Genomic DNA, 24159 nt, shown 5'->3' on the forward strand with positions numbered 1-24159 from the left:
TACTTCGGCTACGAACTGAAGGCCGACAGCGGCTCCCCGAACCGCCACACCGCCGACACCCCCGACGCCTGCTGGCTGTTCGCGGACCGGCTGATCGCCGTCGACCACCAGGAGGGCCACACCTACGCCGTCTGCCTCGCCGAGGACACCCCGGCCGCCGCCCGCGAGGCCGGCGAATGGCTCGACACGGCACTCGCCCAGCTGACGTTCATCGCCTCGAACCCCACCCTGCCGCTGCGCTCGTCCGCGCCCTACCCGCGCGCCGCCGAACCCTGGCTGGTGCGCGACCGCGCCACCTACCTCGCCGACATCGACGCCTGCAAGGCCGAACTGCACGCCGGCACCAGCTACGAGGTCTGTCTCACCAACGCGGCCCGTTTACCCGCCCCGTACGACCCCTACGACTTCTACCGGGCGCTGCGCCGCATCAACCCCGCCCCGTACGCGGCCTTCCTCAGGTTCGGCGACCTCGACATCGCCGGCTCCTCACCCGAACGCTTCCTGCGGATCACCCGCGACGGCCTCGCCGAGGCCAAACCCATCAAGGGCACCGCCCCGAGAGGCACCACACCGGAGGAGGACGACCGGCTGCGCGAGGGACTCGCCGCGGACGCCAAGACCCGCGCCGAGAACCTGATGATCGTCGACCTGCTCCGCAACGACCTCGGCCGGGTCTCACGGACCGGCACCGTACGCGTCTCCCGCCTCATGGACACCGAGACCTACGCCACCGTGCACCAGCTCGTCTCCACCGTCGAGGGACGGCTGCGCGAGGGCACCGACGCCGTGGACTGCGTCCGCGCCTGCTTCCCGGGCGGCTCCATGACCGGGGCACCCAAGCTGCGCACCATGGAGATCATCGACTCCCTGGAGACCGAGGCGAGGGGCGTCTACTCGGGCGCCCTCGGCTACCTCGGCTGCGGTGGCGGCGCCGACCTCAACATCGTCATCCGCACCGCCGTGTTCCAGGGCGGACGCATGCACCTGGGCGCCGGCGGCGCGATCGTCCTCGACTCCGACCCGGCCGCCGAGTACGACGAGATGCTCCTGAAGACCGCGGCCCTCATGCGGGCCCATCGCGAGCACGCCTCCGCCCCGGCCGTCCCCGAGGAGAGCACCCGATGACGACGACACCGCACCCCACGCTGATCGAGGCCGCCGCGGCCATCCCCGCCCAGCGGAGCGCCTCCGCGTCCCGGCCGGCCGACGCGGACGCTCCCGGGAACCTCGCCGCGCACCTGGCGGCCCTCGCCGAACGCCGCGGCTGGACCGACCGCCCCGCCTTCCACCAGGGCCACCGCGCCCACACCCACGGCGCCGTCCACGACCTCGCGGCCCGCACGGCCACCGTGCTGCACGACCACGGAGTACGCCCCGGAGACCGGGTCCTGCTGGCCCTGCCGGACTCCGTCACCTGGGTCACCACCTTCCTCGCACTCGCCCGACTGGGCGCGGTCGCGGTGCTGGTCAACCCCGAACTCCCGCCTCCCGACCTACAGTTCATGGCGGACGACACCGAGGCCGTGCTGTGGGTGACGGGACCCGGCCTGGACCGGAGCCTCCCGGCCCGCACGACCACACCCCCCGCGGCCCCCCGAGCGCCCCGCCTCGGCTCCGACCAGCTGACCGCGCTGACCGCGACGGCACGGCCCCTGCGCACGGCACACCCGGTGGACGCCCACACCCCGCTCTACATCCAGTACACCTCCGGCACCACGGGCCGCCCCAAGGGCGTCGTCCACGTCCACGGCGACCCCAGGACCTACCACGACCTCATCGGCCGCCGGGTCCTGCGCATCACCCCCGACGACGTCGCCCTCTCCGTCTCCCGCCTCTACTTCGCCTACGGCTTCGGCAACGCCTTCGTCTTTCCCCTCTTCTCCGGCTCCAGCGCGGTCCTCACCGACCGCCGCCCCACCCCCGCGAACGTGGACGAACTGGTCGCCCGCCACCGTGTGACCCTGCTGTACTCGGTGCCGTCCGCGTACGCCGCCCTGGTCACCGACCTGGCCGACGGGCACGAGGGCTGCTTCGCCTCGGTGCGCGCGGCGATCTCCGCCGGCGAGGGCATGCCCGCCGGTATCGGGAAGCAGGTCACCCACCTGCTGGGCGCCCCCGTCCTGGAGCAGATCGGCTCCACGGAGGCGGGCCACGCCTTCTGCGCCAACGGCTTCGACCACAACCACCCCGGCACGGTCGGCCGCCCCGTCCCCGGCTTCGAGATCGAGCTGCGCGACCGCGCGGGCAACCCCGTGCCCGACGGCGAGACCGGCGAACTCTGGGTGCGCGGGCCGACGGTGACGCCCGGCTACCTCAACCGGCCCGAGGAGACCGAACGGGCCCTGGTCGGCGGCTGGCTGGGCACCCGGGACCGGGCCCGCCGCGAACCCGACGGCACCTACCGGCATCTGGGGCGCGCCGACGACATGGAGATGGTCGGCGGCATCACCGTCTCCCCGCTGGAGGTGGAGGCCCTGCTGCGGGCCCACCCCGGGGTGCGGGACGTCGCCGTCGTGGCCGTCACCGACGAACGCGGCGCCAGCCGGCTGCGCGCCTTCGTCGTTCCCGTCCCGCCCATCGGGGTGGGCCTGGAGGCCGAACTCATCTGCAAGGCCCGCGACAACCTCGCAGCCTTCAAGGTCCCCCGCAGCGTGAGCTTCGTGCCCACCCTGCCCCGCACCGCGACCGGAAAGCTCCGCCGGCACCTCGTCCGCCAAGGGGCGTGGTGAGTCATGGCCGCCACGTCCGCCCCCGCCCCCGCAGAAAGGTTGGGCACCATGCGACACCAGCAGCAGGCCGGGCCGAGCGCGCCGCCCGTGCTGGCCGGGCGCGGCTTCTACCTGGGCTCGATGCTCCGGGAGGCCGCCGACCGCCACGGGCAGGTCTTCGTCACCCTCGACCGGCCCCTCGACGTCGCCCCCGCCGCCGGGACCGACCTCACGTACGCCACCCTCGCCGACCTGGTCGACGAACTCTCCGGCCGCCTCTGGGAAGCGGGCGTGCGCCCCTCCGAGGAGGTCGCCGTCCACAAGACGGACAACGTCGACATCGTGCTGCTGACCTGCGCGATCTCCCGAATCGGGGCCGTCCCCGTGCTGCTGTCGCCCGGCCTCGCGGGCCCCGTCGTCGGACAGCTCCTCGAACGTCTCCACCAGCCCTGGCTGATCACCGACCGCGCCAAGCTCGACGGCCCGCTGCGGGACGTCGACCTCGGCGGCGTCGTCCGGCGCACCCTCTGCGTCGACGACGCCCCGGGGGCCGAACCGCTGGAGAAGTACGCGGGCGCGGCGACCCCCGCCGCCGTACGCCTCCACCCCCGCGATCCCTCCCTGATCACCCACAGCTCCGGCACGACCGGCGTCCCCAAGCTCGCCGTGCACTGCCCGAACACCATGTGGAACCGGCTCGTCCCGCAGAAGGCCATGGGCTGGCCCACCCGCGGCGAGACCGCCGCGCTGCACATGTCGTTCGTGCACTCGCGCTTCTACCATCTGCTCGGTGTCCTGCTGCACTTCGGCAGCCCGCTGGTCCTCATCCTCGACCCGGAACCGGCGAACGTGGGCCCCCTCCTCGCCCGCCACCGCCCCGGCATCGTCGAGACCCACCCCAACACCTTCGTCCTGTGGGAGGAACTGGCCGACGCGCCCGGCGCCCCCCTGTCCCGCGTCCGCTCCTACGGCTCCACCTTCGACGCCATCCACCCGCGGACCGTGCGCAGGCTGCTGGACGCCTCCCACCGGCGCTCGCCCTGGCTGATCCAGCTGTACGGGCAGAGCGAGACCGGCCCGGTCGCCTTCCAGTGGTTCACCCGCCGCAGCGCCGCCCGCGCGGACGGCCGCAGGGTCGGCATCGGCATCCCCGGCTTCACCCGCGTCCGCGTCGCCGACGAGACGGGCCGCCGGGTCGCCCCCGGCACCCCCGGCCGCATCGAGGCCCGCACCCGCGGCCGTATCCTCACCTATCTGGGCGCCCGCGACCGCTATCTGCGCCAACTCGACGGCGGCTGGTGGCAGATGGGCGACATGGGCTACCAGAGCCGCTGGGGCGCCCTCCATCTCATCGACCGCGAGATCGACCAGATCGACTCCGTCCACAGCAACCTGGAGGTCGAGGACACCCTGATGTCCCGCATGGAGGAGCTGCGCGAGGTCGTCATCGTCCCCGGCGCCGACCGCGAACCCGTCCCCGTGGTCTGCGTACGCGGCGAACGTCCCCTGGACCCGCGACGCTGGCAGGAGGCGACCGCGGACCTGCCGGCCATGGCCGAGCCGAGGCAGTGGCGGTTCGAGGACCTGCCCATGACCTCCACCTGGAAGGTCAAGCGGGTCGAGATCACCCGCATGCTCACCGAGGGCGCCCGCACATGACGACCCCGGCACTCGTCGTGGGCGCCGGGCCGGTCGGCCTCTGTGCCGCCCTCGCGCTGCGCGCCCACGGCCTCCCCGTCGTCCTGCTCGAAGCCGATCCCGAGGGCCGCGAACGCCCGGGCAGTCGCGCCCTGTTCGTCCACCGCGAGACCCTGGAACTCCTGGAGGGCATGCGCCCCGGCCTGGCGTCGACGATCGCCGCGTTCGGGCAGACCTGGCACACCAAGCGCACCCTCTACCGGGGCCGCGAGGTCTACGCGCGCACCTTCCCGCCGCCCGACGGCACCCCGCCCTTCACCAGCCTCCGCCAGGTCGACACCGAGCGCTTCCTGCTCGCCGCCTGCGAGGACGCCGGAGTGGAGTTCGTGTGGGGCGCGCGGATCACCGGCGTGCACACCGACCCGACCGGGGTGCGCCTCACCGACGCCGACGGCCGCACCTGGGAAGGGACCCACGCCGTCGCCGCCGACGGCGCCCGCTCCGCCGTACGCCGCGAACTGGGCATCCCCCTGGAGGGCACCCACGGCGAGGGCTTCCATGTCGTCGTCGACGTCGCCGACATCCCCGGCGCCGAACTGCCCCTGGAACGGGTCTTCCACTACGAGCACCCGGCGCTCGGCCACCGCAGCGTCATGCGCGTGCCGTTCACCGGCGGCTTCCAACTCGACCTGCAGTGCCGGGACGACGACACGGCCGAGGAGTACGGCACCGAGGACGCCGTACGCCGCTGGCTGCCCCAGGTCGTCGGCGACGGCTACGGCGACCGCGTCCTGTGGGTCTCCACCTACCGTTTCCTGCGCAAGGTCGCCGCCGTCTTCACCGACCCGCACCGCCGGGTGCTGCTCGCCGGAGAGGCCGCCCACCTCTTCCCGCCGTTCGGGGCGCGCGGCATGAACAGCGGGATCGCCGACGCGGCCGCGGCCGCCCGGGCGATCGCCGACGGCACGCCCGAGGCCGTCGCCGGCTTCGCCGAGGTCCGGCGCGCGGCCGGCCTCTTCAACAGCGCCGCCGCCGGCACCGCCCTGGACCATCTGCGGCCGCGGCGCCGTATCGTCCGCGTCAAGCAGCGCGCGGCGGCGGCCCTCGCCCCCGTCGTCCCCCGGTGCGGCGCCTGGCTGGAACACGCGCCGTACGGCCCCCGGCACGGCGCCCCGGCCGTCGCGGGCCGCAAGTACTGAACCGGGATCGAACGAACACAGGAGCACTGAGTGACACAACCGGCCATCGCGGAAGGTCTGTCGACCTGGTCCCCCGAGTACGGCCTGACCCCCGGTCAGGCCCAGGGCGGGCGGCTGCTCGTCGCGGACTCCTGGTTGCTGCGCGAGGGGCGGGTGCGCGGTTTCGACCGGCACCGGGAGCGGTTCCTGCGGTCCTGCGGAGAGTGCGGCGCACCACCGCTCGGCCGGGTGGTCGACTTCTGGACGGACATGACGGCCGCGCTGCCCCGCACGGGGGAGTGGTTCCCCCGGGTGGAACTCGGCGCCGGATCACTGGAGTTGCGCCTGATGCTCCGGCATGCCCCGCCCCTCGGTGCCGAGGTGCGGGTGTGGGCGGCCGGGCAGCCCGACCCGCGCACCGTGCCCCGCCGCAAGGGGCCAGACCTGGACGCCCTGGCCCGGGTGCGCGGCCGGGCCTCCGGTGCGCAGGCCGACGAGGCGGTACTCATCGCCCCGTCCGGGCTGGTCCTGGAGGCCGCCAACTCCAGCCTGCTGTGGTGGGAGGACGACACGCTCTGTCTGCCGCCGCCCCGGCTGCCCGTCCTGCCGGGGGTGACCACGGCGCTCGTCCTGGAGCGGGCGGCCCGCACCGGGGTCCGCGTCGCCCACCGCGAGCGCTCCCTGGCCGACCTCGACGGCCGCGAGGTGTGGCTCGTCAACGCCCTGCACGGGATCCGCCCCGTCGCCGCCTGGACCGGCAGACCCATGACCGCCGGCCGGGCGGTCCACGCGCCACAATGGCGGAAATGGCTGGACGGCATTATGGAGCCACTTCCCGAAACATAGGGAACAGGGGAGCGGAACAGGGGGACGAGGACAAGCGCCGGGCCGAATGGAAACGGCCCGGCGCATTCCATGCCGCACTACCTGTGAAATTTCACTTCTGTACCGGCTGATAGGCGCCGGGGACCATCCGGGTGGCGATCGCTATCCGGTTGTAGGCGTTGATCACGGTGGCCGCCCAGATCAGTGCCGCTAGCTGATCGTCGTCGAACACCTCGGCCGCTCCCGCGTACACGTCGTTCGGCACATGCCCCTCGTCCACCGAGGTCACAGCCTCGGTGAGGGCCAGCGCGGCCCGCTCCCGGGCGTTGAAGAAAGGCGTCTCGCGCCAGGCGTTGAGCGCGTAGATCCGCTGCTCGGTCTCGCCCTGGGCGCGGGCGTCCTTGGTGTGCATGTCCAGACAGAAGGCGCAGCCGTTGATCTGTGAGGCGCGAATGCGGATCAGTTCGAGGATCTCCGGCTCGACCTTCGCGTCCCGCGCCGCGGAAACGGCGGCGGAGTGCAGGGAGCCCATTGCCGCGGACACATCCGGGGTGATTTTCTTGAGGGCCACGCGAGATATGGAATCGCTGTTGCTCATGGGGAGAACTCTATATGCGAATTACTCGTCGTGTAACTGTTTCGTCTCGAAGCGACCCGGACCACAACCGCCGGCCGACGTCGGCTGTCTACCCCCACACAACCTACAAATCGCGTGAAAGGGAAAGGCCCGCCATGGGGGACATAGGAAGAAGAGGCGCCATCGCACTGACCGTCACCGGACTGCTGGCACCGCTCACGCTCGCGCTGGGCGCCGCGCCGGCGCAGGCGGCGGGTTGCACGACATCGGCCGGGCCGTACCAGAAGCAGGTCGAGAAGTTCCTCGGCCGACCGGTCGACGGCAGGCAGTCGGCCGCCGACTGCCGGGCCATCAAGGCGTTCCAGACCAAGCACGGCATCAGCCCGAACATCGGCTACGCGGGCTCCGTCACCTGGGGCGTGATGGACCTGATGAACAAGCAGAAGGCCGTCGGCAAGAACCCGAACAAGGCCGGCAAGTGCCCGGTCAACAAGGGCCGCATCGCCTGCGTCGACCTGACTCTCCAGCTGAGCTGGATCCAGGACGGCAGCAAGCTCGTGTACGGGCCCGTCCCCGTGCGCACCGGCCGCGACGGCTACGAGACCCGCACCGGTCTGAAGAAGATCTACTGGCGGCACATCGACCACGTCTCGTCGATCTACCACGTGCCGATGCCGTACAGCCAGTTCTTCGACGGCGGCCAGGCCTTCCACGCCGTCGGCGTCAGCGTGTGGAACCCGCCGGGTTCCCACGGGTGCGCCAACATGACCACTGCCGACGCCAAGAAGTACTGGTCCCTGCTGAAGAACGGCGACGACGTCTACGTGTACGGCCGCAAGCCGGGCACCTGACGCACCGCCAGGAGCCCGGCCCACGGACCGCCGTGCACGTCACACCTCGGGCGCGTCCCCGAAGTCCGGGATCTCCAGCCGCACCCCACCCTGCCGCGCGGACTCGTGCGCGACGATCCCCGGCAGGGTGTAGCGGGCCGCCACCCACGCGTTGACCGACGGCAGGGTGCGGGAGTTCACGGCGGTCACGAAGTCGTCCACCAGGAAGTGGTGGCTGCCCTCGTGGCCGTTGTGCAGGTGGTCGAACGCCCGCGGCAACCGCGACCGGTCGTGCACCGGCGCCGAACCGGAGGTGAACGCGGCCCGCAGATCCGGCGCGATGTGCTGGAGGGACGGATCGTCGGGGGACAGCGTCTGCTTGGGTTCGAGCAGCTCGCTGATGTCCTTCACCCCCTTCTTGTCCTGCCACAGCGCCACCGTGGCCAGCTGCTCCATGCTCGCCTCGGTCCCGAAGAACCGGAAACGGGACTCCCGTATGTGCGAGGGGTAGCCCACCCGCCGGAACTCGTTCGTACGGAACGAGCCGCCGCCCGCCACCTCGAACAGCGCGGTCGCGTTGGAGAAGTCGTTGCCGAACTGGCTGACGTCCTTGTCGAACACCCCGTCCCCGCGCCCGTCGACGACACCGATCGCGGACACGCTCACCGCGTGCGTCTGCCAGGCACCGAGCACCCCGCCCACCGAGTGCGTCGGGTACAGCAATGGGGGATAGCTCGCCGTCTGCTTCCAGTTCTCGCCGCCGCTGTACTGGTACGCCTCGTAGAACCCGAGGTCCATGTCGTGGACGTAGTCGCCCTCGGCGTAGAACAACCGCCCGAAGGCGCCCTCCGCGATCTGGTTGCGGGCGTGCACGGTCGCCGGGTTGTACTGGCTGGTCTCACCCATCATGTACGTCAGCCCGGTCGCCCGGACCGCGTCGATGATCGCCGCGATCTCCTCCGTGGTGATCGCCATGGGCACCGCGGAGTACACATGCTTGCCCGCGTTCAGGCCTTGGAGGACCAGCGGCCCGTGTGTCCAGCGCTGGGTGAAGATCGCGACCGCGTCGACGGCCTTCGACTCCAGCATCGCCTCGTACGAGGGGAAGGTGCCGGCCAGGCCCTGGGCGGCGGCCAGGTGCTCGGCCCGCTCGGGCAGCAGGTCGGTGACGTACACGTCGCCGACGCCGGGGTGGGCCTGGAACAGCGTGGCGAACTGGCCGGAGAACTGGCCGGCGCCCACGATGCCGAGGGAGAACGTCATGGAAGAGATGCCCTTCATGGATCGACAGGTCACTGCGAGAGGATGAGGTTGATCTGGTCGTTGGTCTCGTCGAGGCTGCTCACCGGCTTGCCGTTGCCGTAGATGTCCTCCATCGCGGGCTGCATCAGCGCCTTCATGTCGGCCGAGTAGCTGGCGATCGGGTAGGAGAACGTCCGGAAGCGCTTCTTGTCGGCCACGGGCTCGGTGAACGACGAGACGTCGATGCCCTTCCGCCGGTACGCGGCCACGGCGGCCTCGGTGCCGGCCGGGGTGGCGGGGAAGACGACGCCGTACCGTCCGACGACCTTCTGGCACGCGTCGGAGGCCAGGTAGGACACCCACTTGCGGGCGCCCGCCTTGTTCTTGGACGCCTTGGTGATGGAGTCGGCCAGGCCGTTCATCATGGTGGCGCGCTTGCCGGTGGGGCCGGCCGGCGTCAGGGCCGTCCGGATGTCCTTGCCCTTGAAGCCGGCGTAGGTGGAGATCATCCAGGCCCCGTCGAACGCGGTGGCGGCCCTGCCCGCGGCGATCTGGGTGTTCTGCTGGTTGGACTGGACGTTGTAGTCCGTCAGGGGCGGCATGTACCCCTTCTTCGCCAGGCCGAAGTACCACTTGATCACGGACTGGAAGGTCCCGCTGTCGTACTGGTACTTCGTGCCCCAGCGCGCCTTGTCGAGGTAGTCCCATCCGGCGGAGGCGGCGAAGTTGCTCCACTGGGTCTGGCCGTCGCCGTAGCCGCCGCCGGCCGTGGCCAGGCCGTACACCTTGACGTGGTGCCTGTCGAAGCCCGGTTCGTCGCCCCGCCTGCCGTTCCGGTCGATCGTGAGGTGGGCGATGGCCTTCTCGAAGGTGCCGCCGTCCTCGGGGTTCCAGGAGAGGCTGTTGAGCTCCTCGGGTGTGAGCCCGGCGTCGGCGGTCATCCGCGCGTTGTAGAACAGGGCGACGGTGTCCCAGTCCTTGGGGGCGCCGTAGCGGTGTCCGTCCTCGCCGATCCAGTTGGCGGCGAGCCCCGGCTGGTAGGCGGAGTCATCGATACCGAGGTCGTCGAGCGGTTCGAGGACCAACAGGTCGGCGAACTGGCCGAAGTTCTGGATGTGGTCGGTGAACACATCGGGCTGGGTGCCCGCGATGAAGCCCGCGGTGAGCTTGGTCCAGTAGTCGGACCAGCCCAACTGCGTGATCCGCACGTCCAGTCCGGGGTTCTTCTTCTCGAACCCCTTCGCGCAGGCCTGGTAGGCGGGCAGCTGGTTGGCGTCCCACAGCCAGTACGTCACCGTGTTCGGGGACGCGCCGGTGCCGCCGCCCTGCGCGCAGCCGGTCACCAGGGACAGCGTCAGCGCTCCGGCGAGCGCGGTCAGTGTACGAAGTCGCATCAGTGGTCCCTCACTTGATCCCGGTGAAGCCGATGGAGCTGACGATGCGGCGGGCGAAGCAGCCGAAGAGAACCAGCATCGGCAGCGCGGCGATCAGCGTCGCGGCCGTGAGCCCCGACCAGTCGACACCGGTCGCCGGGGTCTGCGCCCGGAAGATCGCCAGGGCCACGGTCAGGACGCGCGAGCTGTCGCTGTAGGAGACCATCAGCGGCCAGAAGTAGTCGTTCCAGGCGGTGATGTACGTCAGCACGGACAAGGTGATGATCGGCGTGGACGCCATCGGCAGGACCACCCGGAAGAAGATCTTGATCTTTCCGGCGCCGTCGAGCAGTGCCGCCTCCTCCACCTCGCGCGGGATGTTCATGAAGAACTGGCGCAGGAAGAACACCGCGAACGGCGTCATGAAGAGGCTGGGAAGCGCGATGCCGAGCAGCGAGTCCACCAGGTGGAGCTCCTTGATGAGCACGAAGTTCGGCAGCAGCGTGAAGATGGTCGGCACCATCAGCCCGGCGAGGAACAGCCCGAACGCCTGGTCCCGGCCCCGCCAGTGCAGCCGGGCGAAGGCGTAGGCGGCCATGGCGGAGAAGAAGATCTGGCAGCCGGTGATCAGGGTCGAGACGATCACCGAGTTGAGCAGATAGCGCCAGAAGTCGAGCCCGCCGCCCGCCCCGCCCTGGGCGATGGCCTCCTCGGTCGACTGGAGCCCGAGGGCCCGTTCGAAGCCACTGGTGGTGATGTCCACGGGGAACGGGTCGGCGGGGTCGGCGCCCAGTCCGGCGTTGCTGGACAGCGCGGTGCGCAGGATCCAGTAGAAGGGCAGCAGGGTGATGAGGACGATCAGGCCCAGCGCGGTCCAGGCGGCGGCCCGCCCGAGGGAGAGGCGGCGCCGGGCGGGGCGTACGGCCGGAGCCGGGCTGGGCACCGGTGCCGAGGTCGATGGTGTGGTCATGATGGCCATGTCGGTGTCTCCTTTCCGTCAGCCGAGGTCGCTCCGGCCGGCCCGGGTGAGCCGGTACTGCAGGACGGTGATCGCGCTGAGCACGACGAGCAGGGCGACGGACATGGCCGAGGCGTAGCCGAACTGGAAGCGGCCGAAGGCGGAGCCGTAGATGTAGTACTGGAGCACGTTGGTCGCGTTCGCGGGGCCACCCGCCGTGGTCACCGCCACGGTGTCGAAGACCTGGAACGAGCCGATCACCGTCATGATCAGCACGACCGCGAGCACGGGGCGCAGCAGCGGCATGGTGATCCGCCAGAACATCCGCCACTCGCTCGCGCCGTCCACCCGCGCCGCCTCGTACACGTCGTCGGGGATCGCCTGGAGACCGGCGAAGATCAGCAGCGCGGTGTAGCCCACGTGCCGCCACACATTGATCAGGGCGATGGTGGGGATCGCCCAGGTCTCGTCGGCGAGGAACGGGATGCGGTCGACGCCGAGGGCGCCGACGATCTCGTTGCCGATGCCGAGCTGGGTGTCGAGGATCCACAGCCAGACCAGACCGGCGACCACGTTGGACATCAGATACGGAGTGAGCACGATCCCGCGCAGCAGGGCGGACCGGGTGAGTCGCTGGAGGAGGACGGCGATGGTGAGGGCCGCGACCGTCTGCACCCCGATGTTGAGGACGACGTACTCGACCGTGACCGTCAACGAGTCCCAGAAGATGGGGTCGTTGACCATACGGACATAGTTGTCGAGGCCGACCCACTGCGGCGGGGTGAGCAGGTTGAAGCGGGTGAAGCTCAGGTAGACGCCCCGCAGGGTCGGCCACAGCAGGAACACCAGGAAGCCCAGCAGCGCCGGGGCGATGAACAGGGCCGCGACCGGGCCGTCGCCCCGGGCACGCGCTCTCGCCTTCTTCGTCGGTTCCAGGGGGTCGGCTCCACTCGGGGGAAGGCGGGACGGCGGGCTGCTGGAGGCGACGGTCATCGGAGGCTCCCTCGTCGGCGGCTCGGCCTCAAAGCACGACACTTACTTTCGTCATGAAAATATTAGGCCGTCAAGGGGTGGGCAGATATCTTCTGGAGGTAGCTCGAGGTGCGCTACGATGGCGAAGTTGCTTCAGCCATGAAAAAAACAGGGTGTGGGAGTGTGACCCCATGACCGCTCTCGCTGCCAGTTGGCTGCCACTCAGCGCCGGAGAACGCGCCGTGGCGATCGAGGTGCTCGTGCACGGCCCGCTTTCGCGCACCGACCTCGCCCGGCGACTCGGCCTGTCCGCGGGAAGCCTCACCCGGCTGACCAAACCGCTGATCGAGTCGGGGCTCCTGGTCGAGACCGCCGAGGGTGCCGCGCTCCCCGAGGCCCGGCAGGGGCGCCCCTCCCAGCCGCTGGACATCGTCGCCGAGTCCCGCACCTTCCTCGGCTTCAAGATCACCGACGACATGGTGTACGGCGTGGTCACCACCCTCAGGAGCGACATCGTCGCCCGGCACGACCGCCCGCTCACCTCGCACGAGCCCGAGCGGGTCGCCGATCTGCTCGCCGAGATGGCCGACGAGCTCGCCGGTCGCCACCCCTCCCTCGCGGGCATCGGTATCGGCGTCGGCGGACTCGTCGAGCACCAGGCCGTGGTCGGCGAGTCACCCTTCCTGCTGTGGCGCGACGTCCCGCTCGCGGGGCTCGTCGAGGAGCGCACCGGCCTGCCCGTGGTCGTGGAGAACGACGTGGCCGCGCTCGTCGAGGCCGAGACCTGGTTCGGCGCGGGCCGCGGCCTCGACCGCTTCGTCGTCCTCACCATCGGCGCCGGCCTCGGCTACGGACTCGTCCTCGGCGGTACCCGGGTCCGCAGCGGCGAGGAGGACCGGGGCTTCGGACGTCACTGGATCATCGACCCGGGCGGCCCGCTCACTCCCACCGGCGAACGCGGCAGCGCCGTGGCCATGCTCACCATCCCGGCCATCCGCTACCAGGTCCAGGCGGCGACCGGTCGTGAGGTGACGTACGAGCAGATCCTTGCGGAGGCGGCGGCCGGCGATCCGATGTGCGCCCGCGTCATCGGCGAGGCCGGCCGGGCGCTCGGCACGCTCGTGGCCCAGATCACCAACTTCGTCATGCCCCAGAAGATCCTGCTCGCCGGGGAAGGGGTCGGGCTGATGGAGGTCGCGGGCCGCGCGGTGGACGACGCCGTCCGCGCCAACCGGCACCCCCTCGCCGCACCGGTCCCCCTGGAGACCAAGGTGTCCGACTTCCACGACTGGGCGCGCGGCGCCGCCGTGCTCGCCATCCAGGTCCTGGTACTCGGGGCCGCCGACTCCTCCACGCAGAGTGATCAGCTTCACGGTCCGTAATGTCCGAACTGGGATCTTTACTCACATCGGCTTCACGCCCGACGACATAGGGTTTACATCATGTCCACTACCCCTGATGTCGTCCTGGAAAGAGCGGAAAGACCGGTACGCACGGCCGCTGAGGTCAACGAGGAGATCCGGGCGCTCTGGTTCCGGAGCGGCGGGACATTGAACACGGAGCAGCGAAGCGAGTACGAGCGCCTCGTCCTCGAATGGGCCGCGGCCCAGTAGCTCCCCGGCCGCGGCTCCCTCGTGGCTGATCGTGACGGGGCGCTCAGCCCCAGGTCTGCGAATACTGACGGCGGTAGGCCTGCCGGTCCTGTTCCGTACGGATGAAGCGGGTCGCCGCCAGAGCGACCATGCTCCCGGCGACGACCAGAAGGCCAGGACCCACATTGCGCGGGTCGGCGAGCCGGTCGATCAGATCCGACGCGGCACCGGACGCGTCCACCGGCCCCACCGCCCCCGGCTCCACGGCACCTGGCGCGGAGGCCCCCTGCTCCCCGTCGTCGGAGGGCGCGTCGGCACCGGCGGTCGCCTGGGCCTGCGGAACACCCGCCAGCTGGACGTTCAACTCGTCCAGGGCGTCCCCCAGTGGCTGGAAGAAGGTCGTCCCGCCCTGGGCGCAGTCACCGTTGCCGCCCGAGGTGACGCCGAGGGCCACACCCTCCGAGAAGAGCGGGCCGCCGCTGTCACCGGGCTCCGCGCACACCGTGGTCTCGATGAGTCCGGAGACCGTGCCCTCCGGATAGTTGACCGTCGCGTCGAGGCCGGTCACCTCACCGTTGCGGAAACCGCTCGTGCTGCCGCTGCGGAACACCCGCTGACCGACCGCCGCGTCCCCGATCCCCGTGATGCGCACCCCGCGCCCGTCACCGACGGCGACGACGTTGCTCGCGTTGCTCGGCGCGTCCTTGAGGTACTGCACGAGCGAGAAGTCGGAGCCGGGGAAGCTCGACTCGACGGTCCGGCCGATCTCCTCCTGGCCCTGGTTGTCCGAGAACCACACCGAGCCCGTCGGGCCGCAGTGCCCGGCGGTCAGCATGAACGCGTTCTCCCCGTCGGTGACGTTGAAGCCGATCGAGCAGCGTCCACCCGTACCGAAGATCGGCTGGGCGCCGTTGAGCCGCATCGTGTACGCGCCCTTGGTGCGCTCCATCCGCACCGAGCCGCCGATCTCCTCGGCGAGGTCCGTCAGCTCGGCCCAGTCACCCTTGGAGACCGTGCTGTCGGCGCGCACCACGACCTCGTTGGACGCCGGGTCGATGGCCCAGGAGGTGCCCGGCACGCGGGGCGCCGACCGCAGGGCCGCGGTGGCGGACTTCAGCTCCTTGCCGCTGTAGCGGACCATCTTGGGGCGGGCGCCGGCCTCCTTCACCTCGGCCGCCGCCTCCTCGTCGGTGACCGCGACCACGGGGCGCCCGTCGTCGGCGATCCAGGTGCCCGCCGTACGGGAGGAGCCGAGTCTGCTCACCAGGCCCGTGCCCGTACCCGAGGCCGCCAGCACCGAACTGCGGGTCGCGGGCGGCGAGGTGGTGGACTCGGTCGCCATCGCCGCCTGGGTGACCATCAGGCCCCCGCAGAGCAGTCCTCCCACGGCCGCAAGCCGCGCCACTCGCTTCACGACTCGTCGTCGTGCGTGCCTCATTACCTGGCTCCCGAACCCCGTACGACACGGCGTCAACACCGCGAGGGCGTCCGGTCCTTGAGCGCCCTTCCCCTATACGTGCGGTGACGGGCGCGTGTTCACCAGTCGGCGTCGACATACCCCAACGTCCGGTTCATGGCGATCGCCCGGGTGTTGTCCGGGTGGTGCACGGTGCGGACCAGGCTGACCCCGCACATGCCCGCGAAGCCGATGCCGAACGTCTTCATCGCCACGGACAGGCCCCGCCCCCGGTGGCCGGCCCGCACGCCCGTCATCTCGTTGAACACGAACCCGGACGCGCGCCGGTCCGACGTCGCCGCCATCCCGACCCACCTCCCGCCGTCGAGGGCGAGCACGACGCCGCGCGGGTCGTAGGCGGGAACCTCGAAGCGGAGCCGGTGGTACTCGTCGTAGTCGTGGAAGGTGCCGCGGCCCGGGATGTCCGCCGAGCACTCCTTGTTGAGTTCGTACAAGGCGCGGCGGTGCTCCGGGGTGTCGCCGAGCTCCGAGAGCGTGGTCAGCCGGATGCCGGCCGTACGGCACTTGTCGACATACGGCTGGAAACGGCCCAGGTCGAAGTCGGTGACGTCCAGTCGGAGCCGAACCCAGCCGATCGTCATCGGAGCTTGGCCCCCACTCCGCAGTACATGGCCACTTCCTCCGGTTCCCCGGTGTCGTCGCCGGTGCTCTCCGGGCGCCAGCGCGTGCACGACACCACACCCGGTTCGAGGAGGTCCAGCCCGTCGAAGAAGCGGGTGACCGCCTCCGGGGTGCGCTGCTTCAGCCGAGGTGTGCCGTGCACGTTCCACCAGGCCGCCGCCGCGTCGACATCCGCCCACCCCGGCCCCGTGATCGTGTGGGACAGCACCAGATGGCTGCCCGCGGGCAGGGCGTCCATCAGCCGGCGCACGATGCCGTACGGGTCCTCGTCGTCGCCGACGAACGCCATCACGTCGAGCAGCATCAGCGCGACCGGCCGGCTCAGGTCCAGGGTCCGCGCGGTGTGTTCGAGGACCGAGTCGACATGGCGCACGTCCTCGTCGATGTGGTCCGTGCGGCCCTCGGGCGAACTGGTCAGCAGGGCACGGGCGTGCACCAGGACCAGCGGGTCGTTGTCGACGTAGACGACCCGCGCGTCCGGCGCGATCCGCTGGGCGACCTCATGGGTGTTGTCCGCGGTCGGCAGCCCCGCGCCGATGTCCAGGAACTGCCGGATGCCCACGTCGGCGGCGAGATGGCGTACGGCCCGGCCCAGGAACTGCCGGTCGGCGCGGGCGTAGTCGTGGATGCTCGGGTGCATCCGGCTGATCTCGTCCCCGGCTTTCCGGTCGACCTCGTAGTAGTCCCTGCCGCCGAGCCAGTAGTTCCAGATCCGCGCCGCGACCGGCCGGGTGGTGACGATGCGGCTGTTCAGCGAGGAGGAGGGGAAGTCATCCGAGGCTGCCGGGTTGTCCGTCACGGCATCAGCTCCTGGATCTTCTGTGGCGTAAGCAGAGTCAACGGGCAATGTAGACCCGTTGGTTGGCCTTTGCCGAGTCTTCTGCGATCTTCACCTCGACCGGATGCCGTACCCGTCCCGAGCCCTCGGTTTTTTGATCGTCGCGACCCCTCTACCAATCAGTAACTCTCGGGTAGTCTCCCGGCCACTGATGGGCATGACCATGACGAGTGCGGCGACGGTTCGAACGACCTCGCCGCTTTCACATGCGAAGGGGACGAACATGACAGCTAGCGGTGTGGGACGCCGCGTCACGACGGTCGCCGCGGTGGCCGTCCTGGGTCTGGGCGGTTCGCTAACCGCCGCGGTGCCGGCGGCAGCCGCCCCGAGCCGGGCGGTGGTGAGCGCGGCCGCGGCCGCCGAGGTCGACTACGCCACCTGGCAGAAGGATGTGAAGGCCGTCGTCGACACGGCGACGCCCTATGTGCAGCAGCGCACCACGAACACGTCCGGGCGCAAGCTCGCCATCGTCTTCGACATCGACAACACGACGCTGGAGACGCACTACACGCCCTGGTACAAGCTGCCCACGCCGGCGCTGAAGCCCTCCCTCCAGCTGGCCCAGTACGCCAAGTCCCGCGGCGTCTCCGTCTTCTTCGTCACCGCCCGCCCGGGAATCATCGAGAGCATCACCGAGTGGAACCTGAAGTCCGTCGGCTACCCCGTCGACGGCCTCTACGTCCGTGACCTGCCCGATCTGTTCGCCGAGGTCTCCGCCTACAAGACCGCCTCCCGCGCGGACATCGAGTCGGACGGCTACACGATCATCGCCAACGTCGGCAACAACACCACCGACCTCGTCGGCGGCCACGCCGAGCGCACCTTCAAGCTCCCGGACTACGACGGCCTGCTCGACTGACGCCGCCCCACCCTCGCGAGCCGCTCACCGCGCTGCGGCCGCCGGTCCGACCGGCGGCCGTACACCTAGACTCCGCCCATGGCCGACACCACACTCGACGCGCTCGGCGCGGGCAAGTACCTGCTGATCACCACCTACCGCAAGAACGGCACCGCCGTCCCCACCCCGGTGTGGGTGGTGCGGGACGGCGACGCGCTCGGCGTCTGGACGGTCGCCGACTCCTGGAAGGTCAAGCGGATCCGCAACCGCGCCGATGTCGTCGTCGGCCCCTGCGACGTCCGCGGCAACTCCACCGGGGAATCCGTCCCCGCCCGCGCCGAGATCCTCGACGCGGCCGGCTCCGCCGCCTACCGCCGGCTCATCGCCCGCAAGTACGGCATCCTCGGCCGCCTCACCCTCCTGGGCAGCCGGCTCCGCCGGGGCGCGGACGGCACCCTCGGCATCCGCGTCACCTTGACGCCTGACGCCTGACGCCTGTTGCGTGACGCCTGACGGGTGGCGCGTGACGCGTGACGCCTGACGGGTGGCGCGTGACGCGTGACGCCTGACGGGTGGCGCGTGACGCCGGACGGGTCAGGATCGGTCGCCGGCGAGGCCCGTCCGCCAGGCCCACGCGGCGATCTCGACGCGGTTCCGGGCGGCGAGCTTCAGCTGGATGCTGCCGAGATGGGTCTTGACCGTGGAGAGGGACACGAACATCGACGCGGCGATCTCGGCGTTCGTGTGCCCGAGCGCCACCAGCTTGACGACGTCCAGCTCGCGGTCGGTCAACGGCTCCCGGGCGCGTGGCGCCTCGGCCCCGGCGGCACGCTCCGTCTCCGCCGTGACGTGCTTCAGCAGACGCACCGTCACCGACGGCGACACCAGCGAGTCGCCCACCGCTGCCGCCCGCACGGCCTCCGCCAGCAGCGTCGGCCCCGAGTCCTTGAGCAGGAACCCGGAGGCGCCCGCGCGCAGCGCCTGGTACACGTACTCGTCGAGGTCGAACGTGGTCAGCACCAGCACCTTGGCGCCACCGTCGGCCGCCACGATCTCCCGTGTGGCCTCGATGCCGTTCATCTCCGGCATGCGGATGTCCATCAGGACGACGTCCGGGGACAGCTCCCGGACACGGTAGACGGCATCCCGGCCGTTGACCGCCTCGCCGACCACCTCGATGTCCGGCATCGCGCCGAGCAGTACCGAGAAGCCCTCGCGGACCATCATCTGGTCGTCGGCGATCAGCACACGGATCGTCATGCGTCGTCCTCGCTCGCACTGGCCACCGGCAGGAACACCGTCACCTCGTAGCCTCCGTCCTCCGTCTCACCCGTGGTCATCTCGCCGTTCAGCATCGTGACGCGCTCCCGCATGCCGGTGATGCCGTGGCCGGCACCGTGGGTGGACTTCACCAGGGTCACCTCCGGGGAGGGGCCGTTGACTATGCGCAGGCCCAGCCCGCCCAGGACGTAGCCGATCTCCACGCGGGCCGTCGCGCCGGGCGCGTGCCGCAGGGTGTTGCTGAGGGCCTCTTGGACTATTCGGTACGCCGACAGCTCCACGCCCTGCGGGAGTTCCCGCACCGCTCCGGTGACGGCCTTCTCGACGCTCAGGCCGGCCTCCCGCACATTGGCGAGCAGGCTGTCGAGGTCGGCGAGGGTGGGCTGCGGGGCGTCCGGGGCCTCGTAGTCCTCGGCGCGGACGACGCCGAGGACGCGGCGCAGTTCGGTGAGGGCCGCCACCGCGTTCTCCCGGATCGTGGCGAACGCCTGCTCCAGCTCGGGTGGCGGGTTCTCCACGCGGTAGGGCGCGGCCTCGGCCTGGATGGCCACCACCGACATGTGGTGGGCGACCACGTCGTGCAGCTCGCGGGCGATCGTCGTGCGCTCCTCCAGGAGGGTCCGCTTGGAGCGCTCGTGCTCGGTCACCGTCTGCTGGGCGGTGACCTCCCGCTGGGCCGTGCGCCGTATCTGCCAGACGGAGACGGACAGGAGGACGAAGGCCGCGACGGTCAGCATCGGCCCGGTGTTGGCGCTGTAGTAGCCGTAGTTCAGGTAGCGGGAGGAGAAGAACGTCTCGGCGAACAGGCTGTAGAGCGCGGTGATGCCCCACATCCACGCGGCGATCCGGGGCCTGGTGCGCAGGGCGACGACCGTGAGGACGATGACGTGGGTCACGAAGGCGCCGGGGATCCACGGCCAGTCGTCGAAGTCGCTGCCGATCATGGTGCCGATCAGGGTGGCGGCCATGGAGGCCCAGAAGGCGCCGACGGGCCTGACGAGCGTCAGCAGGACCGCCGTCAGGGAGAGGACGCCCGTGATCAGCTGGGGGAGATCACTGCCTCCGTTGCCCTCCATCGAGGCGTACATCGCTATCAGGGCACCGAAGATCACCGCCGCGTGCGGGGCCCAGACGGCGCGCTCGCGGAGCCGCAGGGGCAGCTGCCGGACGACCGGTCCGTCCCCGCGCATGCGGGACAGCGGTTGGTACGCGAAGGCGTTGTGGAACATGTCCTGCCACAACCCGTTCAGAGCGTTGACGGCGAGTCTGAACTCCGGGCTGCGGTCCTTGGCACCGCGTCGCGGTGGTGTGGGCTGGGTGTGAGTCGTCTCGGTCACGTTGAAAACGGTAGGCGGGGGGCGGGGTCGCCGTCGTCACCAGTGAGGAGGGTCTGTCCGGGTCCGTCTCAGGTACTACGGGTCGCGCGTACGGACCCGGCACCGGGTCGGCCCGCGCCTCAGTAGCCCGTGGGCCGGACCAGGCCGCACTCGTAGGCGAAGACCGCTGCCTGGGTGCGGTCGCGCAGGCCCAGTTTCACCAGGATGCGGCCCACGTGGGTCTTCACGGTCTGCTCGGCGACGACGAGGCGCTGGGCGATCTCCGCGTTGGACAGGCCCTGGGCGATCAGGGACAGCACTTCCGTCTCCCGTTCGGTCAGGTCGCCGACGCGGTCCTTCAGAGGGGCGCGGGGTGGCGTGCCGAGGCGGGAGAACTCGGCGATGAGTCTGCGGGTGATGCCGGGCGCGAGCAGGGCGTCGCCCGCCGCCACGACCCGGACCGCTTCGGCGAGCTGGTCCGCCGAGGCGTCCTTGAGGAGGAACCCGGAGGCTCCCGCGCGCAGGGCCTCGTAGACGTACTCGTCGAGGTCGAAGGTCGTGAGCACGAGGACCTTGATGTGCGGGTTCTCTGTGGTGATGCGGCGGGTGGCCTCGATACCGCCGAGCTCGGGCATGCGGATGTCCATCAGGACGACCTGCGGGGCGAGGTCGGCGACCTTGTCGATGGCGTCGAGGCCGTGCACCGCCTGGCCGACGACGTCGATGTCGGGCTGGGTGTTGAGCAGCACCGAGAAGCCCTGCCGGACCATCTGCTGGTCATCGGCGATCAGTACGCGGATGGTGCTGCTCGTCATGGAGTGCGTTCTCCTGTCGTGTCCGCGCGGGCCGAGGGGCCGCGGGGCGTGGGCGGTCGCTGGTCGGGTTTGGGGTCGGGGGCCGTGGTGTCGTTGCCGGGGCCGCCGTCCCTCGGGAGGAAGGCGACGACCGCGAAGCCGCCGTGGGAGGTCTCGGCCGCCATGAGGGTGCCGCCGAGCATGGCGGCTCGCTCGCGCATGCCCAGCAGACCGTGGCCGGCGCCGGGGGACGGCGGGGCCGGCCGCTGGGGCCGGGAGTTGATCACCCGGACCTGCAGACCGCGCGGGAAGTGGGTGAGTTCCACCCGCACGGTGGAGCCGGGCGCGTGCCGCAGGGCGTTGCTGAGCGCCTCCTGGACTATCCGGTACGCCGACAGTTCCACGCCCGGCGGCAGGGGACGCGGCTCGCCCTCGATCTCCACGGTGACCGCCAGTCCTGCCGCGCGGGTGTTCTCCACCAGGGCGTCGAGACGGGCCAGCGTCGGCTGCGGGGTGTGCGGGGCGGTCCCTTCGGCGGCGGCCGCTATGCCATGCGGGTCGTCGGGGTTCGACGGGTGCTCCGAGCGCAGGACCCCGAGGACGCGGCGGAGTTCGGTGAGGGCCTCCAGGGCGTTCTGACGGATGCCGTGGAGGTTCTCCTTCAGCTCCTCGGACGGGTTCTCCACCAGGTGGGGGGCGACCTGAGCCTGGATGGAGATCACCGACATGTGGTGGGCGACGACGTCGTGGAGTTCGCGGGCGATACGGCTGCGCTCTTCGAGGAGGGTACGGCGGGCGCGCTCCTCTGCGGTGATACCGGCCTGTTCGACGAGTTGGGTACGGGCTTCGCGGCGGCCCCGCATGGTGCTGCCGAGCAGGACGACGCCAAGGAACAGGACGAGGGCGAGGGGGCTCGTCGACGAGTAGTGGGAGGCGCCGATGAGGCCCTCGATGACGAAGGTGAGCAGCGCGGTCAACGCCAGCACCTCGACGGCCACCCGGGTGGGCAGCCGCAGGGCGAGCAGGAAGAGGATCACGGCGTGCGCGATGAGGCCGGGCGGACTCCACGGCCAGGGGACGTCGCTGACGGTCGCGGGAGAGGGCAACGGGAACCCGAACTCCGTTTGCTGAGTGAGCAGCTGAGCCCGTACGACCAGGGCCACGACGACGGTGACCGCCGTCGACGCCCACCACGCCGGGACCGGCCACCACAGGGCCAGCACCACCGCCGCGGCCTGCACACCCGCGCACAACAGGGCGTAGTACGAGCCCAGTTCGTAGCCGTCGCCCATCTGATCGACATTGCCGAGCAGGTCGACGAACGCGATCAGGACGACGATGCCGTGCGGGAGCCAGCGCAGCCAGACGGACGGCGGCAGCGGATGGGAATCGCTGTTCAGCAGGTCCGCGCGCAACACCCGCAGCCCTGTGGTCAGTCGCTTCTCCACGGCACTCATCCGCGACAGCCTAGGCATGCCGCACCGCTTCGGCCCGCGGATTCTCCGGGAGGCGGGGATGCGCAGTGCTCGGGCGAGGCGGTGATGTGCGTTGCGGGGCGGCCTTCGACAGTGCGGTGAACGCTGTTCCCGGGTTCCGCCGTATGCGGCGGGCTGCTCGCGGGGGCTTGCTCTCATGGATGTGGAACGCGGCCCAGCAGAGCAGCAGGGCCAGGGCGAACACCGGGAGCCAGGCCAGACGGGCCGCTATCCAGGCCGGGTTGTCGGGGAGCGTGTGGAGGCCGTGGAGGTGGCCTGCCGTCAGGGCCGTGGCGGTGGTGGCCATCAGGGCGGTCTGGTGCCAGAGGAACACCGTCATCGCCGACAGGTTGATCAGGGCCACCGCCGCCCAGGCCGTCGGGCGTCGCCTCAGGGTCCGGCGGAGCGGGCCGCGCAGCAGCAGGGCCAGACCGCACTGGGCCAGACCGAAGGTGACGGCCGCCAGGGTCGGCGGGTTCAGGTTGGAGACCTGGGCGCCGGGCACACCGACCATCGACGCCGGGTAGCCGGCCCAGGTGATCAGGGCCGCCGTCGCCGCCGTACCGGACAGCAGGAGTGTCCAGCCCGCGCGGCGGCGGTCCAGTTCGCCTCTCGTCCAGGCCGCGCCCACCGTGTAGGGGACCAGCCAGCCGGCGGCCAGGTTGAGCCAGCCCAGCGATTGCGGGGCGCCCAGGCCGAAGCGGGCCAGGTCCACGTGGAGGACCACGGCCAGGGGCCATACCGGGTTGAGGCGGAGCACCAGCGGGGTCGCCGCCGTCAGGGCCGCGAAGACCAGGAGGAACCACATCGGGGACAGGGCCAGTTTGAGGAGGGTGTGGATCGTGTCGAGGTCCGTGCCGGTGGCCAGGAGGCCGAGCGCCACCACGGTCCAGAGGGTGAGGACCGCCGCGACCGGGGTGAACAGACGGCTCAGTCGGGCGTGCAACCACTGGGGATACGTCGTGCCGCGGGATCGGGCCGAGGTGTAGCTCCTCGTCGCCACGTGGCCGCCCACCAGGAAGAAGACGGCGAGGGTCTGGAAGACCCAGGAGATGGGGGCCAGCCACGGCATGTGCTGGAGGGGGCTGGTGGTGCGAAGGGTGCCGTCCCCGGCCGGGACGAGGGCTGTGACCAGCCAGTGGCCGAGGATTATCCCGAGGATGGCGAGGGCTCGTAGGGCGTCCACCGCGCGGTCCCGCGTGGGCGGGGTCGCGACGTGCAGATGGTGGGCTGCTTGACGAAGGCGGCCTATGGGGGTGGGGCGGTGAACTGATGCCGGGCGTGGTCGTCGTGCGGCCGGTCCTTGTGCGGGCCGCGCTCTACCGGCGGCCGTCGGCTCTGCTCCAGCTTCCGCCCCCACTCTGGCTTCCGCCACCACTCCGACTTCCGGCTTCTCCTTCACTTCCCCGCCGGCTTTGACGAGTTCGGTAGCCGACCGCGTGGCCGTTTCACGCATGCGTTACCTCCTGAGGGGTGCCGAGGGTTATGTGCGCGAGGTTGTCGAGGGCGATGGAGCCGGGGGCGAAGTAGCCGCTGTGGGTGGCGTCGCCCGCGGCGAAGACATGGGCACCGAAGGCGGGGGACGTCGGGTCGGTGCCGAAGCCGACGGTCGTGCCGAAGACGTCG

The 24159-nt window shown here is 70.8% G+C and carries 23 protein-coding genes; 10 read left to right on the forward strand and 13 right to left on the reverse strand.

From position 1 onward, the window contains the following. The 5 genes from pabB to AOK15_RS26610 all read left to right on the forward strand — a co-directional run. On the forward strand, positions 1–1125 hold a 1125-nt coding region (gene pabB / locus AOK15_RS26590), incomplete at its 5' end, for an aminodeoxychorismate synthase component I (RefSeq protein WP_063799057.1). Beyond that, positions 1122–2729 carry a benzoate-CoA ligase family protein gene (locus AOK15_RS26595; protein ID WP_079058721.1) on the forward strand — a complete coding sequence of 536 codons (1608 nt, stop codon included), beginning with the start codon at positions 1122–1124 and terminating at the stop codon, positions 2727–2729. The genes pabB and AOK15_RS26595, both read left to right, overlap by 4 nt. A gap of 48 nt (positions 2730–2777) precedes the next feature. After that, positions 2778–4367, forward strand: a complete 1590-nt coding sequence (locus AOK15_RS26600) for a class I adenylate-forming enzyme family protein (RefSeq protein WP_055520890.1) — start codon at positions 2778–2780, stop codon at positions 4365–4367. Beyond that, positions 4364–5545 carry an FAD-dependent monooxygenase gene (locus AOK15_RS26605; protein ID WP_055520891.1) on the forward strand — a complete coding sequence of 394 codons (1182 nt, stop codon included), beginning with the start codon at positions 4364–4366 and terminating at the stop codon, positions 5543–5545. The genes AOK15_RS26600 and AOK15_RS26605 overlap by 4 nt, the downstream gene beginning before the upstream one ends. A 30-nt stretch (positions 5546–5575) precedes the next feature. Next, positions 5576–6370 carry an aminotransferase class IV gene (locus AOK15_RS26610; protein WP_055520892.1) on the forward strand — a complete coding sequence of 265 codons (795 nt, stop codon included), beginning with the start codon at positions 5576–5578 and terminating at the stop codon, positions 6368–6370. A gap of 91 nt (positions 6371–6461) precedes the next feature. Here the strand turns inward: AOK15_RS26610 and AOK15_RS26615 are convergent, their stop codons facing one another. Next, entirely contained in the window at positions 6462–6947 is a 486-nt protein-coding gene (locus AOK15_RS26615; protein WP_055520893.1) for a carboxymuconolactone decarboxylase family protein, read from the reverse strand. A 134-nt stretch (positions 6948–7081) separates the two neighbouring features. Here AOK15_RS26615 and AOK15_RS26620 point away from each other — a divergent pair, with 134 nt between their 5' ends. Further along, on the forward strand, positions 7082–7777 hold the full coding sequence (locus tag AOK15_RS26620; RefSeq protein WP_055520894.1) for a L,D-transpeptidase family protein: 696 nt from the start codon (positions 7082–7084) through the stop codon (positions 7775–7777). Between the two features lie 39 nt (positions 7778–7816). Here the strand turns inward: AOK15_RS26620 and AOK15_RS26625 are convergent, their stop codons facing one another. The 4 genes from AOK15_RS26625 to AOK15_RS26640 are packed head-to-tail and all read right to left on the reverse strand — an operon-like array spanning position 7817 to position 12322. Then, a complete protein-coding gene (locus AOK15_RS26625; RefSeq protein WP_055520895.1) occupies positions 7817–9019 on the reverse strand; it encodes a Gfo/Idh/MocA family protein in 1203 nt (400 codons plus the stop codon). Between the two features lie 29 nt (positions 9020–9048). Further along, complete coding sequence (locus tag AOK15_RS26630) at positions 9049–10392, reverse strand: ABC transporter substrate-binding protein (RefSeq protein WP_055520896.1); 1344 nt, start codon at positions 10390–10392, stop codon at positions 9049–9051. A 10-nt stretch (positions 10393–10402) separates the two neighbouring features. Then, positions 10403–11350, reverse strand: a complete 948-nt coding sequence (locus AOK15_RS26635; RefSeq protein ID WP_055520897.1) for a carbohydrate ABC transporter permease — start codon at positions 11348–11350, stop codon at positions 10403–10405. 18 nt (positions 11351–11368) lie between these two features. Continuing rightward, positions 11369–12322 carry a carbohydrate ABC transporter permease gene (locus AOK15_RS26640; RefSeq protein ID WP_055520898.1) on the reverse strand — a complete coding sequence of 318 codons (954 nt, stop codon included), beginning with the start codon at positions 12320–12322 and terminating at the stop codon, positions 11369–11371. A gap of 170 nt (positions 12323–12492) precedes the next feature. On the opposite strand from AOK15_RS26640, the gene AOK15_RS26645 reads away from it, so the two are divergent. Continuing rightward, complete coding sequence (locus tag AOK15_RS26645) at positions 12493–13683, forward strand: ROK family transcriptional regulator (protein WP_055520899.1); 1191 nt, start codon at positions 12493–12495, stop codon at positions 13681–13683. Positions 13684–13743: 60 nt separating this feature from the next. Beyond that, complete coding sequence (locus AOK15_RS45740; RefSeq protein ID WP_167738864.1) at positions 13744–13914, forward strand: hypothetical protein; 171 nt, start codon at positions 13744–13746, stop codon at positions 13912–13914. Between the two features lie 43 nt (positions 13915–13957). On the opposite strand, the gene AOK15_RS26650 is transcribed toward AOK15_RS45740, so the two are convergent. From AOK15_RS26650 to AOK15_RS26660, 3 genes are all read right to left on the reverse strand, one after another. Next, positions 13958–15331 (reverse strand): S1 family peptidase, encoded by a 1374-nt coding sequence (locus AOK15_RS26650; protein WP_055520900.1) that lies wholly within the window; start codon positions 15329–15331, stop codon positions 13958–13960. A gap of 98 nt (positions 15332–15429) precedes the next feature. Beyond that, entirely contained in the window at positions 15430–15951 is a 522-nt protein-coding gene (locus tag AOK15_RS46195) for a GNAT family N-acetyltransferase (RefSeq protein ID WP_205632234.1), read from the reverse strand. Then, a complete protein-coding gene (locus AOK15_RS26660; protein WP_055520901.1) occupies positions 15948–16790 on the reverse strand; it encodes an SAM-dependent methyltransferase in 843 nt (280 codons plus the stop codon). Before AOK15_RS26660 ends, AOK15_RS46195 begins: the two co-directional genes overlap by 4 nt. Positions 16791–17052: 262 nt before the next feature. On the opposite strand from AOK15_RS26660, the gene AOK15_RS26665 reads away from it, so the two are divergent. Next, complete coding sequence (locus tag AOK15_RS26665; protein WP_055520902.1) at positions 17053–17688, forward strand: HAD family acid phosphatase; 636 nt, start codon at positions 17053–17055, stop codon at positions 17686–17688. Positions 17689–17766: 78 nt separating this feature from the next. Beyond that, positions 17767–18159, forward strand: coding sequence for a PPOX class F420-dependent oxidoreductase (locus AOK15_RS26670; RefSeq protein ID WP_055520903.1), 393 nt, complete (start codon positions 17767–17769; stop codon positions 18157–18159). Positions 18160–18261: 102 nt separating this feature from the next. Here the strand turns inward: AOK15_RS26670 and AOK15_RS26675 are convergent, their stop codons facing one another. From AOK15_RS26675 to AOK15_RS26695, 5 genes are all read right to left on the reverse strand, one after another. Further along, the gene (locus AOK15_RS26675; RefSeq protein ID WP_055520904.1) at positions 18262–18927 is read right to left on the reverse strand and encodes a response regulator transcription factor; all 666 of its coding nucleotides are present in this window, start codon (positions 18925–18927) and stop codon (positions 18262–18264) included. Then, a complete protein-coding gene (locus tag AOK15_RS26680) occupies positions 18924–20285 on the reverse strand; it encodes a sensor histidine kinase (RefSeq protein ID WP_055520905.1) in 1362 nt (453 codons plus the stop codon). The genes AOK15_RS26675 and AOK15_RS26680 overlap by 4 nt, the downstream gene beginning before the upstream one ends. Before the next feature lie 119 nt (positions 20286–20404). After that, on the reverse strand, positions 20405–21079 hold the full coding sequence (locus AOK15_RS26685) for a response regulator (RefSeq protein ID WP_055520906.1): 675 nt from the start codon (positions 21077–21079) through the stop codon (positions 20405–20407). Then, the gene (locus AOK15_RS26690; protein ID WP_240508604.1) at positions 21076–22515 is read right to left on the reverse strand and encodes a sensor histidine kinase; all 1440 of its coding nucleotides are present in this window, start codon (positions 22513–22515) and stop codon (positions 21076–21078) included. Before AOK15_RS26690 ends, AOK15_RS26685 begins: the two co-directional genes overlap by 4 nt. Before the next feature lie 10 nt (positions 22516–22525). Further along, positions 22526–23785 (reverse strand): acyltransferase family protein, encoded by a 1260-nt coding sequence (locus AOK15_RS26695; RefSeq protein ID WP_079058723.1) that lies wholly within the window; start codon positions 23783–23785, stop codon positions 22526–22528. Positions 23786–24159: the final 374 nt, after the last annotated feature.

It is taken from the genome of Streptomyces ossamyceticus, from assembly GCF_001418475.1.
GTDB classification, from domain to species: Bacteria; Actinomycetota; Actinomycetes; order Streptomycetales; family Streptomycetaceae; genus Streptomyces; species Streptomyces ossamyceticus.